The organism is Streptomyces sp. NPDC127197 (genome assembly GCF_042672405.1).
GTDB classification, from domain to species: domain Bacteria; phylum Actinomycetota; class Actinomycetes; order Streptomycetales; family Streptomycetaceae; genus Streptomyces; species Streptomyces flavusporus.
The window spans coordinates 106,056-119,729 of sequence record NZ_JBHXVG010000008.1 but is presented as its reverse complement, the minus strand read 5'-3'; the positions used below and the strand labels follow the sequence as shown (position 1 = coordinate 119,729).

General features: G+C 72.2%; 13 protein-coding genes and 2 riboswitches. Of the genes, 5 read left to right on the top strand and 8 right to left on the bottom strand.

Annotated features, from left to right (window positions below):
- Positions 1–81 precede the first annotated feature (81 nt).
- The 6 genes from ACFVJQ_RS15230 to ACFVJQ_RS15205 all read right to left on the bottom strand — a co-directional run bounded on the left by ACFVJQ_RS15230 (position 82) and on the right by ACFVJQ_RS15205 (position 7,040).
- On the bottom strand, positions 82–921 hold the full coding sequence (locus ACFVJQ_RS15230) for an ECF transporter S component (protein ID WP_385512013.1): 840 nt from the start codon (positions 919–921) through the stop codon (positions 82–84).
- Positions 918–2,597 carry an ABC transporter ATP-binding protein gene (locus tag ACFVJQ_RS15225; protein ID WP_385784023.1) on the bottom strand — a complete coding sequence of 560 codons (1,680 nt, stop codon included), beginning with the start codon at positions 2,595–2,597 and terminating at the stop codon, positions 918–920. Before ACFVJQ_RS15225 ends, ACFVJQ_RS15230 begins: the two co-directional genes overlap by 4 nt.
- On the bottom strand, positions 2,594–3,829 hold the full coding sequence (locus ACFVJQ_RS15220) for an energy-coupling factor transporter transmembrane component T (RefSeq protein ID WP_385784020.1): 1,236 nt from the start codon (positions 3,827–3,829) through the stop codon (positions 2,594–2,596). Before ACFVJQ_RS15220 ends, ACFVJQ_RS15225 begins: the two co-directional genes overlap by 4 nt.
- Positions 3,822–4,463 carry an SCO2322 family protein gene (locus ACFVJQ_RS15215; RefSeq protein WP_385512009.1) on the bottom strand — a complete coding sequence of 214 codons (642 nt, stop codon included), beginning with the start codon at positions 4,461–4,463 and terminating at the stop codon, positions 3,822–3,824. The genes ACFVJQ_RS15220 and ACFVJQ_RS15215 overlap by 8 nt, the downstream gene beginning before the upstream one ends.
- 2 nt (positions 4,464–4,465) lie before the next feature.
- Positions 4,466–5,686: a prenyltransferase/squalene oxidase repeat-containing protein gene (locus ACFVJQ_RS15210; protein ID WP_385512007.1), complete on the bottom strand. Its 1,221-nt coding sequence runs from the start codon at positions 5,684–5,686 to the stop codon at positions 4,466–4,468.
- Positions 5,687–5,819: 133 nt separating this feature from the next.
- A riboswitch (cobalamin riboswitch) is annotated at positions 5,820–5,897 on the bottom strand.
- A gap of 117 nt (positions 5,898–6,014) precedes the next feature.
- Positions 6,015–7,040, bottom strand: a complete 1,026-nt coding sequence (locus tag ACFVJQ_RS15205) for an MBL fold metallo-hydrolase (RefSeq protein ID WP_385784016.1) — start codon at positions 7,038–7,040, stop codon at positions 6,015–6,017.
- Positions 7,041–7,229: 189 nt separating this feature from the next.
- On the opposite strand from ACFVJQ_RS15205, the gene ACFVJQ_RS15200 reads away from it, so the two are divergent.
- Entirely contained in the window at positions 7,230–8,687 is a 1,458-nt protein-coding gene (locus ACFVJQ_RS15200) for an aldehyde dehydrogenase (RefSeq protein ID WP_385512004.1), read from the top strand.
- Between the two features lie 3 nt (positions 8,688–8,690).
- Positions 8,691–8,924, top strand: a complete 234-nt coding sequence (locus tag ACFVJQ_RS15195) for a ferredoxin (RefSeq protein ID WP_129800813.1) — start codon at positions 8,691–8,693, stop codon at positions 8,922–8,924.
- Positions 8,925–9,003: 79 nt separating this feature from the next.
- A riboswitch (TPP riboswitch) is annotated at positions 9,004–9,179 on the top strand.
- Between the two features lie 9 nt (positions 9,180–9,188).
- Here ACFVJQ_RS15195 and ACFVJQ_RS15190 read toward each other — a convergent pair.
- Positions 9,189–9,830 carry a TetR family transcriptional regulator gene (locus ACFVJQ_RS15190; protein ID WP_385512002.1) on the bottom strand — a complete coding sequence of 214 codons (642 nt, stop codon included), beginning with the start codon at positions 9,828–9,830 and terminating at the stop codon, positions 9,189–9,191.
- 221 nt (positions 9,831–10,051) lie between these two features.
- Here ACFVJQ_RS15190 and ACFVJQ_RS15185 point away from each other — a divergent pair, with 221 nt between their 5' ends.
- From ACFVJQ_RS15185 to ACFVJQ_RS15175, 3 genes are read left to right on the top strand one after another with little or no spacing between them, the layout of a single operon-like run.
- A complete protein-coding gene (locus tag ACFVJQ_RS15185) occupies positions 10,052–11,428 on the top strand; it encodes a glycosyltransferase family 4 protein (RefSeq protein WP_385512000.1) in 1,377 nt (458 codons plus the stop codon).
- Entirely contained in the window at positions 11,422–12,156 is a 735-nt protein-coding gene (locus ACFVJQ_RS15180) for a class I SAM-dependent methyltransferase (protein ID WP_126391870.1), read from the top strand. Before ACFVJQ_RS15185 ends, ACFVJQ_RS15180 begins: the two co-directional genes overlap by 7 nt.
- Complete coding sequence (locus ACFVJQ_RS15175) at positions 12,153–13,223, top strand: prenyltransferase/squalene oxidase repeat-containing protein (protein ID WP_385511998.1); 1,071 nt, start codon at positions 12,153–12,155, stop codon at positions 13,221–13,223. The genes ACFVJQ_RS15180 and ACFVJQ_RS15175 overlap by 4 nt, the downstream gene beginning before the upstream one ends.
- Before the next feature lie 4 nt (positions 13,224–13,227).
- On the opposite strand, the gene ACFVJQ_RS15170 is transcribed toward ACFVJQ_RS15175, so the two are convergent.
- Positions 13,228–13,524, bottom strand: a complete 297-nt coding sequence (locus tag ACFVJQ_RS15170) for a hypothetical protein (RefSeq protein WP_385511997.1) — start codon at positions 13,522–13,524, stop codon at positions 13,228–13,230.
- Positions 13,525–13,674: the final 150 nt, after the last annotated feature.

Below are 13,674 nucleotides of genomic sequence, written 5' to 3'. Positions count from 1 at the left end.
TTGTCCGACTAAAGGGGATAGTAGGTGATCCGCGTCATGTGGGGTGCTTCACCCGCTGAGTGACGGTGGGTTCGTCGCCGTTCACTCAGCGGGTGCGTCGAATGTGACCGGCGTCTCGAACGCGGCCCGGCGCGTGGCGCGGCGCAGTGCCTTGAGGACCGCTGGACCGAGGAACAGGGTCAGGACGACGGTGACGACTGCTCGGCCGAGGTCCCAGCCGAGCGAGGTGGCCAGGCAGTAGGCCAGGAAGCGGGCCAGGTTGGCGGGGACCGTCGCGTCCGGGTCGAAGGCCACGTTCGAGGCGAGGGCGCTCATGAAGGGCCAGCCCGCGAGATTCATGATCGTGCCGTAGGCGAAGGCGGCGAGAAAGCCGTAGGCGGCCAGCAGGAGCAGTTCCGCTCGGCCGCGCAGGCGGTCCGGGCCCGGCAGCAGGCCCGCGCCCATCGTGAACCAGCCCATCGCCAGCATCTGGAACGGCATCCACGGGCCCACCCCGCCCGTGAGCAGCGCGGACGCGAACATCGTCACCGCGCCCAGCACAAAACCGAAGCCCGGGCCCAGAACCCGGCCGCTCAGCACCATCAGGAAGAACATCGGCTCGATGCCCGCCGTCCCCGCACCGATCGGCCGCAGCGCCGCACCCGTCGCGGCCAGCACACCGAGCATGGCCACGGCCTTCGGGCCGAGCCCCGACTCGGAGATCGTCGCCGCCACCACCGCGACCAGCAGCACCAGCAGGGCCGCGAAGAGCCAGGGGGCGTCCTGCGCGTGCGCCGCGATCTGCGAGGTGGGCGGGGCGAGGAAGGGCCAGAAGAAGGCGGCCCCGCCCACCGCGCTGACCAGGGCGAGGGCGGCGAGGGAGCGGGGGCCGAGACGGACGGCTCGGGCCTGGCGGATGTGGGGGGAGTACGGAGCCGTCATGTCAGTGCCTCGCGGACCTGGGTGACCGTGAGCCATTTCTGCGGCGCCAGGATCTTGGTGACCTGTGGTGCGAAGGAGGGGGAGGAGACGACGACGTCGGCCGTCGGGCCGTCGGCGATCACCTCGCCCTCGGCCAGCAGCACCACCCGGTGGGCGAGCTCGGCGGCCAGTTCGACGTCGTGCGTGGCCAGCACGATCGCGTGCCCGTCGGCGGCCAGCTCGCGCAGCACGGCGACCAGGCGGGCCTTCGCCGCGTAGTCCAGGCCACGGGTCGGCTCGTCCAGGAGGAGCAGCGGAGGGCGGGCGGTCAGTACGACGGCCAGGGCGAGGGTCAGGCGCTGGCCCTCGGAGAGGTCGCGGGGGTGGGTGTCGTCCGTGATGCCGGGAAGGAGGTCCGAGACCAGGGCCCGGCAGGTGCCGGGCGCGGCGCCCGCGTCGGCGTCGGCCGCCGTGCACTCGGCGGCGACGGTGTCGGCGTAGAGGAGGTCTCGTGGTTCCTGCGGTACGAGGCCCACGCGGCGTACGAGATCGGGGGGCGCCGTGCGGTGCGGGGTCGCGCCGCCGACGCGGACCGTGCCGGCCGCCGGTTCGACGAGGCCGACCAGGGCGGAGAGAAGGGTGGACTTTCCGGCGCCGTTGCGGCCCATCAGGGCGATGGTCTCGCCGGGGGAGACCGTGAGGTCGACATGGCGCAGGGCGGGGACGCGGCCCCGGCGGACGGCGAGGGAGCGCACGTCGGCCAGGTGAGCGGTGGGCGGGGTGTCGGGTGTGCTGCGCTTGCGGAACAGCCGGCGGGGGGCGGGGGGGCTGCGCGTCGCGCTCGACGGCGGGGGCGGGGTGGGCGTGCCGTCGGGTTCCCGGCCGTCGAGGCGTGCGCGCAGGTCGGCCGCCCGGCGGCGGGCGTCGCGGACGGTCAGCGGCAGCGGGGACCAGCCCGCGAGCCGGCCCAGGTCGACGACCGGCGGGTACACCGGCGACACGGCCATCACCTCGGCCGGGGTGCCCAGCAGCGGGGCGGCACCCGGGGCGGGCAGCAGGACGACCTGGTCGGCGTACTGGACGACCCGTTCCAGGCGGTGCTCGGCCATCAGGACCGTCGTCCCCAGGTCGTGAACGAGCCGCTGGAGCACGGCGAGGACCTCTTCGGCGGCGGCCGGGTCGAGCGCGGAGGTCGGCTCGTCCAGGACCAGCACACTCGGATGCGGGGTGAGGACCGAGCCGATCGCGACCCGCTGCTGCTGACCGCCGGAGAGGGTGGCGATCGGGCGGTCCCGCAGATCGGCGAGGCCCAGCAGGTCCAGGGTCTCCTCGACGCGGCGGCGCATGACGTCCGGGGCGAGGCCCAACGACTCCATGCCGTAGGCGAGTTCGTCCTCGACGGTGTCCGTCACGAAGTGGGACAGCGGATCCTGGCCGACGGTGCCGACGACGTCGGCGAGTTCGCGCGGCTTGTGCGTACGGGTGTCCCGGCCGACCACGGTGACCCTGCCCCGCAGGCTGCCGCCGGTGAAGTGCGGGACGAGCCCGCTCACCGCGCCGAGAACGGTGGACTTGCCGACCCCCGATGGACCGACGAGCAGGACGAGTTCACCCTCCGGGACCTCGAAGTCGACGCCGCGGACGGTGGGTTCGGCTGCCCCGTCGTACGTCACGGAGACGTCCTCGAAGCGGATCATGAGGGCTCCTTGGGGACGGGACCGGCGGGGTCGGCGGGAGGAGGCGTGATGAACGCCGGGAACAGGCCGAGGAGTACGGCCGCCGCCGGCCACAGGGGCAGCGTCGGGGCGACCAGGGGGACCACGCCCGGGTGCATCGCCGCCGGGTCCGAGGCGGCGGCGAGCACGAGCAGCGCGGCGACGGCGGCGCCGGACGCGGCGACCAGACCGGCGCGCAGGTCCCACCGGTCGGGGCGGTAGCGGGTGCGCAGGGAACGACGGCTGCCGAGCCACAAGCCGGCGAGCGCGGCGGCGAGTCCGGCGAGCAGCACGGGCAGGCCGTACGTGCCGCCCTCCGCCGTCAGCAGTCCGTACGTTCCCGCGCACACGCCGACCAGACCGGTCAGGGTGAGCGCGGCCGTCGTACGGCGGACGGTGACCGGGACCTGGGCGGTACGGCCGTAGCCGCGGGCGTCCATCGCGGCGGCGAGAGCGACGGAGCGTTCGAGGGCGCCCTCCAGGACGGGCAGTCCCACCTGAAGCAGGCCGCGTACGCCTCGGTCCGGGCGGCCGCGCAGCCGGCGGGCGGCGCGCAGGCGCTGGGCGTCGGCGATGAGGTTCGGTGCGAAGGTCAGGGCGACGACCACCGCGACGCCGGTCTCGTACAGGGCGCCGGGGAGGGACTTGAGCAGGCGGGAGGGGCTCGCGAGGGCGTTCGCCGCGCCGACGCAGATGAGGAGCGTGGCCAGCTTCAGGCCGTCGTACAGGGCGAAGACCAGGGTCTCGGCGGTCACCCTGCCGCCCAGGCGGATGCCCTGCGCCCAGTCGGGGAGGGGGACTTCGGGGAGGGTGAGGAGGGTGTGGGTGCCGGGGATGGGGGAGCCGAGGGCTATGGCGAAGAGGAGGCGGATGAGGAGGACGGCCAGGGCTAGTTTCAGGAACGCGCCGTAGGAGCGGGACCAGGGGGTGTTCGGGCGGCGGGTGATCACGACGTAGGCGGAGACCGTGATGAGGAGGGTGAGGAGGAGGGGGTTGGTGGTGCGGGTGGCTGCGGTGCCGAGGGAGAGGGACCAGAGCCACCAGGCGCCGGGGTGGAGGGGTGCGTGGTGCTGGTGGCGGGGGGTTGGTGCGCTTACCGGCGCGTGCAGGGTGCCTCCCCCACTCTCGGCTTCGCTCGAGCGGGGGGACCCCCATCGCCCACCCGTGCCGCCCCGGCGGCACGACTGCCCGCAGTTGCGGTGGCGGTCAGCCATTTCTACGTCGGCGTGCCTGCCACCCCGTTGCTGCGCCCAGTGCTGCTATTGCGGCGATTGCTGCCCATATGCCGAGCGACGGGCCCCCCGACTCGTCCGTGTCCTTCTTCTCTGATGCTGTCGGCGCATTCTCCGTCTTCACCTGCTCCCCGCACCCCCGCTCCGGATAGCCCGCGATCGCGCACAGCAGGGCGTTGGTGTCGTAGCGCAGGGGTTTGGCGACCGTGGCCAGGGCCTCGGCTGTTGTCGCGTCGGGGGCGACAGCCGCGCAGGCCGTGCGGGTGGGCGGCGGGGTTTCGCCGGACGGGGCGTCCGTGGGCGTACCGAAGTCGATGACGAGAGCCACCCGCTTCCGGCCCTCCTGCGCGGGCGTCTTCGCGCAGATGGTCGCGAAGCCGGCCGTGTTGCGGGGCTGGGCGGAGTCCTGGGAGTCCTCGCTGACGGAGAAGCGGAAGCCCTGGACGTCGCCGTCGGCGGGGCGGGCGGTGGACGGGCCCTGGGTGGCGTACGTCCACTGGTCGCCGGCGCGGTCCCAGAAGGACCAGTAGCGGTAGCCGGTGGCCTGCGCCTGGCCGGTGTTCAGCAGGAGGAACAGCGCGGCCAGGAGCAGGGCGGCGATACGGCGGAACCTCACGGCTACCGCCTCTTGTTGCGGCCGCTGAGCAGGAAGCCGATGCCGATGCCGACGACGAGGAAGACACCGACGTACCACCACACGCCGAAGGTGAGGCCCTCGTCCTCGTCGTCCTTCTCCTCGGCCTTCGCCACGGCCCGGTCCTCGACCTGGGGCTGCGGGGTCGGGCCGGTCGCGTTGAGCTGGGCCACCAGGTCGGTGCCGCCGAAGTCCTTCGGGTCGGCGCCGGCCGCGTGGGCGGCGAGGACCAGCTGGGCGTAGGCGGCGGGGCCGCTCTGCTTGGCCCAGTCGGCGGAGTTCCGCTCCAGCCAGGTCAGCGGCTTGGCGGCCTGGGCGGCGCCGCCCTGCGCGGCCAGCGCGACCACGGCGTCGGCGGTGTTGCCGTAGTCGGGCTGGTCCTCGGAGCCGGGGAGGGCGGAGGTGAGGTGGCCGTCCTTGGCGAGGGTCCTGGTGAGGTAGGCGGCGCCGTTGGCGGCGGCCTGCTCGGGGGTCTTGGCGTCGGCGCAGGTGGGCTCCGCCTTCTTGCCCGCCTCGGCCGCGAGGCCCTTGCCCAGCGCGCCCAGGACGGCCGCCGCGGTCGCGTCCGCGTTGGCCGCCAACTTGCCTTTCTTGTCGGGCTGGTAGGCGAAGGCGCCGCCGTCCTTCGCGTCGCACGGGATGGCCAGCTTCAGCAGGGCGTCGTAGGGAGACTTGCCGTCCTTGACGACGGCGTCCGGCTTCTCGCCTGCCGCGGTGAGGGCACCGATGACGACGGCGGTGGAGTTGGCGTCGCTGGGGCCGCCGGGGGTGTAGCCCCAGCCGCCGTCCTTGTTCTGCACGGACTTCAGCCAGTCGACCGCCTTGCCGGTGGCGGCGTCGTAGTCGCCGACCGCGGCGAAGGCCTGGACGGCGGCGGCCGTGCTGTTGGTGTCGACCACGGTCTTGGCGTCGCAGTCCTTGGCGGGCTCGGCCCGGAAGGCGGCGAAGCCGCCGTTGTCGCACTGCTGCCGGGCCAGCCAGTCCGTGGCCTCCCAGGCGGGCTTGACGCCCACGGTCTCCTGGGCGAGCAGGGCGAGCGACTGCCGCCAGACGCCGTCGTAGGTCGGGTCGGACGTGCCGTACAGGCCGGAGGGCAAGGCCACCGACGGCGACGGGGACGGGTCGGCGGCCTGGGCGACCGGGGTCGCGGCGACGCCGATCACGGCGGTGGCGGCCAGGACCGCTGCACTGCGGCGGACGTTCATGATCGGCGGGGTGCCTTTCCCTACTGGGAGCCGGGCAGCACGGGACACCCCCGGGCGGCTCGGCTCCGTATGCCTCGACGGTGCCGCACACCGGCCGGTTGCCGGTGCACGTGAGCCGGTCACGTTCCGTCCGGGGCAGTCCGGCTCACCGAAGCCCTGCCGGGCCCGGCTCACGGTTGCGGGTCAGCGCCGGATTTGCACCGGCTTCCCCCCGTACGGGTGTGATGACGACCTGGCCACTCTACCGGGCCGTACGGAAGGGGCTGAGGGGTGCCTGCGGATGCTCCGTACGGCCCGGAGGCCGGCCCCCCTGGGCGGCCCCTGGGGTTCACACCGCCACGTACGCCACCGGCTCGCTCCCCGCCACCGCCTCCGCCCGTCCCAGCTTCACCAGCCGCCGCAGATGGGCCTCCGCCTCCGAGACCGCGATGTTCCTCGATCCGTACGGGATCTGGTCCCATGGGCGGTTCCACTCCATGCGCTCGGCGAGCTGCCAGGGAGTGAGCGGGGCGGTCAGGAGGTTCAGCAGGCCGGTGAGCCGCTCCTCGTGGTGGGTGAGCAACTCCTGTACGCGGAATGGTGCGTCGGCGAACGCGTGCTGGTGGGCCGGGAGGACCTCGGCGGGGGCGAGGCGGCCGATGCGTTCGAGCGAGTCGAGGTAGTCGCCGAGGGGGTCGGTCACGGTGGCGTCGTCCGGGTCCTCGTACAGGCCGATGTGCGGGGTGATCCCGGGCAGCAGGTGGTCGCCGGAGAACAGGCGGCCGTGGCCCGGAAGGCGGGCGGGGTGCTGCTCCTCCAGGTGCAGGCAGACGTGGCCCGGTGTGTGGCCGGGCGTCCAGATCGCGCGCAGGCGGCGGCCGGGGAGGTCGAGGAGTTCGCCGGGGACGATCTCCCGGTCGGGGAGGGCGGGGGAGAGGCCGGGCAGGGTGCGCGGGCGGGCGCTGCGCAGGGGGGCCACGTGCTCCTCGGGTGCGCCGGCCGCGGTGAGCTTGGCTGTCATGTAGGCGAACCAGTGGCCTGGCTGGGTGTCGCGGGTGCGGCGGACGATCGCGGTGTCCGCCGCGTGCATCGCGATCCAGGCGCCGGACGTCTCCCGTACCCGGCCCGACAGTCCGTGGTGGTCGGGGTGGTGGTGGGTGATGACCACCCCGTGGATCTCGTCCGGCGAGGTACCGCACACGGTCAGCCCCTCGGCGAGGGTGTCCCAGGACGCCGGGTCGTCCCAGCCCGTGTCGACCAGCACTGGACCGCGGTCGGTGTCGACGACGTACACGAGCGTGTGGCCCAGGGGATTGTCCGGGATGGGGACCCGGATGGACCGGACGCCTCCGCCGTGGTCGCTGACCTGTGTCATGGGCTCCCCTGTCGCCGCGTTCTCGCCACTATAACTAGAACGGGTTTCGATGGGAGCCCAAGTCACCTTCCTGTGCGGACCCTTCCGGCCTGCGGGCCTGACCGCCCTGTGGACTCCTCCGAGTGGAACTGGTATCAGTTCCGATATCTGATGGATCGTCAGAGTCACGCTCCGGGGAGGCAGTCGGCCATGACCGAGCTCGTGGAACACGGACAGCTGTTCATCGGCGGGGAGTTGACCGACCCCCTGGGCAAGGACGTCATCGAGGTGATCTCGCCGCACACGGAAGAGGTCATCGGGCGGGTGCCGCACGCGTCGCCGGCGGACGTGGACCGGGCCGTCGCCGCCGCGCGCACCGCCTTCGACGAAGGGCCCTGGCCACGGATGAGCCTCGACGAGCGGATCGAGGTCGTTTCGCGCATCAAGGACGGGATCGCCGCCCGCCACGAGGAGATCGCCCGCGTGATCTCCTCCGAGAACGGATCGCCGTACTCCTGGAGCGTCCTCGCGCAGGCGCTCGGCGCGATGATGGTCTGGGATGCGGCGATCACGGTCGCCCGGGACCACACGTACGAGGAGACGCGCGACGGCGTCCTCGGGCGGATCCTCGTGCGGCGCGAGCCCGTCGGGGTCGTCGCGGCCGTCGTCCCCTGGAACGTCCCGCAGTTCGTCGCCGCCGCCAAGCTCGCGCCCGCGCTGCTCACCGGCTGCACGGTGGTGCTGAAGCCGTCCCCCGAGTCACCCCTCGACGCCTACCTCCTCGGCGAGATCGCGAAGGAGGCCGGGCTGCCCGAGGGCGTGCTGTCGATCCTGCCGGCGGACCGCGAGGTCAGCGAGTACCTCGTCGGGCACCCGGGCGTCGACAAGGTCTCCTTCACCGGCTCGGTCGCGGCGGGCAAGCGCGTCATGGAGGTGGCGTCGCGGAACCTGACCCGCGTCACACTGGAGCTGGGCGGCAAGTCGGCCGCCGTGGTCCTCCCGGACGCGGACGTCCAGACGACGGTCGCCGGCGTCGTCCCGGCGGCCTGGATGAACAACGGGCAGGCCTGCGTCGCCCAGACGCGCATCCTGCTGCCCCGCTCCCGCTACGACGAGTTCGCGGACGCCTTCGCGAGCGCCGCGAGCGCACTGGTCGTCGGCGACCCGCTGGACCCGGTCACACAGGTGGGCCCGCTGGTCGCCCGGCGGCAGCAGCGGCGCAACCTCGACTACATCCGCATCGGCCAGGAGGAGGGCGCGAAGATCCTCACCGGCGGCGGCCGGCCGGCGGGCCTGGAGCGCGGCTGGTACGTGGAACCCACCCTCTTCGGCGACGTCGACAACTCGATGCGGATCGCCCGCGAGGAGATCTTCGGCCCGGTGATCTGCCTGCTCCCGTACGACGACGAGGCCGACGCCGTGAAGATCGCCAACGACTCCGACTACGGACTCTCCGGCAGCGTCTGGACGGCCGACGTCGAGCACGGCATCGACATCGCGCGCCGGGTCCGTACCGGCACCTATTCGGTCAACACCTTCAGCCTCGACATGCTCGGCCCGTTCGGCGGCTACAAGAACTCGGGCCTGGGTCGGGAGTTCGGTCCGGAGGGGTACGGCGAGTACCTGGAGCACAAGATGATCCATCTGCCGGCCGGCTGGGAGGCGTAGATCATGGGCGACCGCTGGCAGGTCGAGGTGGACCGCGCCCTGTGCATCGGCTCCGCCCAGTGCCTCCACCACGCCCCCGGCTCCTTCCGCCTCGACGCGGGCCGCCAGTCCCACCCCGTCGAACCGGAGACCGACGCCAACGAGAAGGTCCTGGCGGCGGCGGAAGGCTGCCCGGTCGAAGCGATCATGATCACGCTGCTGGGGAGCGGGGAGCCGGTGTTTCCGCCGGAGGGCTGAGTTTCCGCCGGAGGGCTGAAAAAAGTCCCCTTCGGGGTGTTCCGTCTGGCGGTGGGCGTTATATCCTGATAGTGGCCTACGGGACGAGTGAGGGAGTTCGACCGGAGTAGCCGACTGTGGCGAGATGCTTCGGCATCCGCCGTGGCCGACGTCGACGGTCGGGCTGAGAGGCCGGAAGGCAGTAGTCGGGCCGGACGGCGACCCCCATTACCTGATCCGGGTAATACCGGCGAAGGGAACCCGTCTCGTAGGTTCTTCGTGTGTCTACGCCCCGGTGTCCGGGTCCGTCAGGTCGATCAGGCGGCACACCGTCTCGATGTCGATCTTCACCTGGGCGATGGAGGCGCGGCCCGAGAGCCAGGTGATCAGCGCCGAGTGCCACGTGTGCTCGATGACGCGGACGGCGGAGAGCTGCGCCGGGGTCGGGTCGGCCAGGCCCATGGCGTCCAGGATGATCGCCGTCGTCTGGCGGGAGACCTGGTCCACCTCGGGGCTCACGCTGCGGTCCGCGAAGGTCAGCGCACGGACCATCGCGTCGGCCAGATGCGGCTCGCGCTGCAGGGCGCGGAAGGCCCGCATCAGCGTCTCCGCGACCCGCTCCGCCGCCGTCTCGCCCGACGGCGGCTTCTTGCGCAGCGTGCCGTGCATGCGCTCCAGCTGGTCCTGCATCGTGGCGACCAGCAGATGCACCTTGGACGGGAAGTAGCGGTACAGCGTGCCCAGCGCCACCTGCGAGGACTCCGCGACCTCGCGCATCTGCACCGCGTCGAAACCGCCCCGGCTGGCCAGCTGTGCGCTCGCTCGCAGGATGCGGCGCCGACGCGCCTCCTGCCGCTCGGTGAGGGGCGGGGTCGCGGGCGCGGCGGACCGCGCGCTCCTGGCTTCCACCTTGGCTTCCGCAGGCATGGATCCCGTTTCCGTGACAGTCCGTGAGGGCGTGCAATCAGTCAGCATGGCAGGCCCGGCCGGATCGCGCCCGTCGTGGTGTGAATCACCTGATCCACCGCTCACAGCGGCCCTACCTGCCGGTAGATTCAGAGCCTCTTGAACGATCAAGTCTGAAACTTGTTCTAGATTAGCGTCCCGGCGTAATCTCGCGGGACAGTGCAGTGAGAAGGGGGCCCAGAGTGACCGCTGAGGCCAGTCAGGCGGGGTCCCCGGAGGACCTGGCCGCCGACGGCGAGCGACCGCTCCGTATCGCACTCCTCACCTACAAGGGAAACCCGTTCTGCGGCGGCCAGGGCGTCTACGTCCGGCACCTCTCCCGCGAACTCGCCCGCCTCGGCCACCGTGTCGAGGTCGTCGGCGCCCAGCCCTACCCCGTCCTCGACGAGGGGTACGACGGACTGCGCCTCACCGAGCTGCCCAGTCTCGATCTCTACCGCCAGCCCGACCCCTTCCGCACGCCGAAGCGCGACGAGTACCGGGACTGGATCGACGCGCTGGAAGTGGCGACCATGTGGACCGGCGGGTTCCCCGAGCCGCTGACGTTCTCGCTGCGCGCCCGCCGTCATCTGCGCGCCCGGCGCGGCGAGTTCGACGTCGTGCACGACAACCAGACGCTCGGATACGGGCTGCTGGGTGATGTGGGCGCCCCGCTCGTCACCACGATCCACCACCCCATCACCGTGGACCGCCAGTTGGAGCTCGACGCGGCTCAGGGCTGGCAGCGGCGGCTGTCCGTACGCCGCTGGTACGCCTTCACCCGCATGCAGAAGCGCGTGGCGCGCCGCCTGCCGTCGGTCCTCACCGTCTCCGGTACGTCCCGCCAGGAGATCGTCGACCACCTCGGCGTACGGCAGGACCGCATCCACGTGGTCCACATCGGCGCGGACACGGACCTGTTCTCGCCGGATCCGTCGGTACGGCGGATCCCGGGCCGGATCGTCACCACGTCCAGCGCCGATGTCCCGCTGAAGGGCCTGGTCTTCCTCGTCGAGGCGCTGGCGAAGGTCCGCACCGAGCATCCCGACGCCCACCTCGTCGTCGTCGGCAAGCGGCCCGAGGAGGGGCCGGTCGCGCAGGCCGTCCAGCGGTACGGCCTCGAGGGCGCCGTCGAGTTCGTCAAGGGCATCTCCGACGCCGAACTCGTCGACCTGGTCCGCTCGGCACAGGTGGCGTGCGTGCCGTCGCTGTACGAGGGCTTCTCCCTGCCGGCCGCCGAGGCGATGGCCACCGGGACGCCGCTGCTCGCCACGACCGGCGGGGCGATTCCCGAGGTCGCCGGACGGGACGGGGAGACCTGCCTGGCGGTGCCGCCCGGTGACGCGGGGGCGCTGGCCGCCGGGCTGAGCCGACTGCTGGGCGACCCGGACCTGCGGGCACGCCTCGGCGCGGCGGGGCGTGAGCGGGTGCTGCGGCACTTCACCTGGGCGCGGGCCGCGGAGGGCACGGTGGCCCGCTACCGGGAGGCCATCGCCGGGTCCGCGTCCGCGACCGCTGGTGCATCCGCGGTTTCCACAGGTGTTGAAGGCGTCTACTCCGAAAGCAGGGCCACGTGCTGACCGTCGACTTCTCCCGGTTTCCGCTCGCCCCGGGCGACCGCGTTCTGGACCTCGGCTGTGGTGCCGGACGGCACGCGTTCGAGTGCTACCGGCGCGGCGCGCAGGTCGTGGCGCTCGACCAGAACGGTGAGGAGATCCGCGAGGTCGCCAAGTGGTTCGCGGCGATGAAGGAGGCGGGGGAGGCCCCGGAGGGCGCCACCGCGACCGCGATGGAGGGCGATGCCCTCGCGCTGCCCTTCCCGGACGAGTCCTTCGACGTCGTGATCATCTCCGAGGTGATGGAGCACATCCCCGACGACAAGGGCGTCCTCGCCGAGATGGTCCGCGTGCTCAAGCCCGGCGGGCGGATCGCGATCACCGTCCCCCGCTACGGCCCCGAGAAGGTCTGCTGGGCCCTGTCCGACGCCTACCACGAGGTCGAGGGCGGCCACATCCGCATCTACAAGGCGGACGAGCTGCTCGCCAAGATCCGCGAGGCCGGCCTCAAGCCGTACGGCACGCACCATGCGCACGCCCTGCACAGTCCCTACTGGTGGCTGAAGTGCGCGTTCGGTGTCGACAACGACAAGGCGCTGCCGGTGCGGGCGTACCACAAGCTGCTGGTCTGGGACATCATGAAGAAACCGCTCGCGACCAGAGTCGCCGAGCAGGCGCTCAACCCGCTCATCGGCAAGAGCTTCGTGGCGTACGCGACCAAGCCGCACCTGCCCCGGGTGGACGCCAAGTGACCACTCCCCGGACAGAACACCTCGTCCTGCCCGGGGTCCTCACCTCCGAGCAGGCCGCCGCGACCGTCGCCGGCATCCTCGCCGTGCAGCGCGAGGACGGGGCGATCCCGTGGTTCCGCGGGCACCACCTCGACCCGTGGGACCACGTCGAGGCCGCGATGGCGCTGGACGCGGCGGGCGAGCACGAGGCCGCCGAGCGGGCGTACCTGTGGCTGGCGACGCACCAGAACGAGGACGGCTCCTGGTACGCGGCGTACGCCGACGGCGACCCGCACGACGTCACCGACCGCGGCCGCGAGACCAACTTCGTCGCCTACGTCGCCGTGGGCGTCTGGCACCACTACCTCTCGACCGGCGACGACACCTTCCTGGACCGCATGTGGCCGGTGGTGTACGCGGCGATCGAGTTCGTGCTGGCCCTCCAGCAGGCGGGCGGGCAGATCGGCTGGAAGCGCGAGGACGACGGCACCTCCACCGCGGACGCGCTGCTCACCGGCAGCTCCTCGATCCACCACGCCCTGCGCTGCGCACTCGCCATCGCCGAGCAGCGTGAAGAGCCGCAGCCCGACTGGGAGCTGGCGGTGGGCATGCTGCGGCACGCGATACGCCGGCACCCGGAGCGGTTCCTGGACAAGGACCGCTACTCGATGGACTGGTACTACCCGGTGCTGGGCGGCGCCCTGACCGGCGCGGAGGCCAAGTCCCGTATGGAGGAGGGCTGGGACCGCTTCGTCGTCCCCGGCCTCGGGGTGCGCTGTGTCGTCCCCAACCCGTGGGTGACCGGTGGGGAATCGGCCGAACTCGCCCTGGCCCTGTGGGCGATGGGCGAGTCCGACCACGCGCTGGACATCCTGCAGTCCATCCAGCACCTGCGCGATCCGCGGACCGGCCTGTACTGGACGGGCTACGTCTTCGACGACGACGCGATCTGGCCACGCGAGCTCACCACCTGGACGGCGGGTTCGCTGCTGCTCGCCGTGGCCGCACTCGGCGGGCACGAGGCGACGTGCGCGGTCTTCGGTGGCGATCACCTGCCGAGCGGCCTCGACGCGGACTGCTGCGACTGACAGCTCAGTGCTGCCGGTGGATACGGCCCGCGATCGCGTGCCCAACGAACAGGTACACGACCGCGGCCAGCCCGTACCCGGCGACGACGCGCGCCCACTCCTCGTCGAAGGTGAACAGGTCGTGCGACCAGCCGGCGAGCCAGCGCGCCGCGTCGTGCACGAACTGCACGAAGTCGTTGGCGCGGTTGGCGTCCAGCAGGTACATCAGGATCCACAGGCCCAGGATGAGGGCCATGATGTCGGCGACGATCGCGATGACCGTGCCGGCCTGGTTGGCACCGGTGCGATATCGAGGGGACATACCCTCCGGGTTGCCGCTCGCGCCTGGCTGAAACCCCGCTGCCGCCTCACCGCGGTCAGCTGTCATTCGTCCGCCGTTCGAGTGGAGTTGGCCGCTCCGGGGGATGGTGTTCTCCGGGGTCTCTGATGATCCTGCCCCCTTGAGCGGCAG

Bases quoted from the DNA above. Each gene is read 5' to 3' on its own strand.
- ACFVJQ_RS15230 (WP_385512013.1), bottom strand. From the start codon at position 921: ATGACGGCTCCGTACTCCCCCCACATCCGCCAGGCCCGAGCCGTCCGT.
- ACFVJQ_RS15225 (WP_385784023.1), bottom strand. From the start codon at position 2,597: ATGATCCGCTTCGAGGACGTCTCCGTGACGTACGACGGGGCAGCCGAA.
- ACFVJQ_RS15220 (WP_385784020.1), bottom strand. From the start codon at position 3,829: ATGGCTGACCGCCACCGCAACTGCGGGCAGTCGTGCCGCCGGGGCGGC.
- ACFVJQ_RS15210 (WP_385512007.1), bottom strand. From the start codon at position 5,686: ATGAACGTCCGCCGCAGTGCAGCGGTCCTGGCCGCCACCGCCGTGATC.
- ACFVJQ_RS15205 (WP_385784016.1), bottom strand. From the start codon at position 7,040: ATGACACAGGTCAGCGACCACGGCGGAGGCGTCCGGTCCATCCGGGTC.
- ACFVJQ_RS15200 (WP_385512004.1), top strand. From the start codon at position 7,230: ATGACCGAGCTCGTGGAACACGGACAGCTGTTCATCGGCGGGGAGTTG.
- ACFVJQ_RS15195 (WP_129800813.1), top strand. From the start codon at position 8,691: ATGGGCGACCGCTGGCAGGTCGAGGTGGACCGCGCCCTGTGCATCGGC.
- ACFVJQ_RS15190 (WP_385512002.1), bottom strand. From the start codon at position 9,830: ATGCCTGCGGAAGCCAAGGTGGAAGCCAGGAGCGCGCGGTCCGCCGCG.
- ACFVJQ_RS15170 (WP_385511997.1), bottom strand. From the start codon at position 13,524: ATGTCCCCTCGATATCGCACCGGTGCCAACCAGGCCGGCACGGTCATC.